Source organism: Abiotrophia sp. HMSC24B09 (assembly GCF_001815865.1).
GTDB lineage: Bacteria > Bacillota > Bacilli > Lactobacillales > Aerococcaceae > Abiotrophia.
This window is the reverse complement of record NZ_KV822206.1, coordinates 66,212-66,818: the sequence shown is the minus strand read 5'-3', so window position 1 is coordinate 66,818 and position 607 is coordinate 66,212. Positions and strand designations below refer to the sequence as shown.

Genomic DNA, 607 nt, shown 5'->3' with positions numbered 1-607 from the left:
GTTAACCACGCCTGAAGAGTAGTCGTTGTTGGCACCTGGTTTAACTGGGATAACAGTCGCTTGGTAAGTAGCCGTCACTGGGGTGCCGTTCTTATCGACGCGTTTAACCGTCAATGGCGAACCTTGGCCCGTGAAGGTCTTCTCTGGCACAAACTCGATGGAGCCATCTGCTTGGATGGTGTAGGCCCCTTCGCCGATGACGGTCTTAGTGGTGGTGCCGTCTTCGAAGGTCATTGGCACGGTATCATCCATTGGCACCGATGAATTCCCTGGCGTAAAGACTGGACGAGCTGTTTGTTTCTTGCCCTGCACTCCAGTTGAAGTGGCTGGCGTGCTAGTTGGCGTTACCTTGGTCACAGATGGAGTGTAAGTCGCGGTGACTGGTGTACCGTTCTTGTCTACACGTTTAACTGTCACTGGATCTGGAGTCCCAACAAATTGCTTGTCTGGCGTGAAAGTAATGGAACCATCTGGGTTGATGGTGTAGACACCGACGTTTGGCACAGTCTTAGTGCTTGAGCCATCCTCGAAGGTCATTGGACTATCTACATCGATTGGCACTGCTGGGTCACCTGGAGTGAAGACTGGCGTCGCTGTCTGTGGTTGA

At 52.6% G+C, this 607-nt stretch carries 1 protein-coding gene; it reads right to left on the bottom strand.

The window, feature by feature from the left end; translation table 11 throughout:
• Positions 1–607, bottom strand: a 607-nt coding sequence (locus tag HMPREF3093_RS09955; RefSeq protein ID WP_257244544.1) for a hypothetical protein, incomplete at both ends; no start/stop codon positions are given.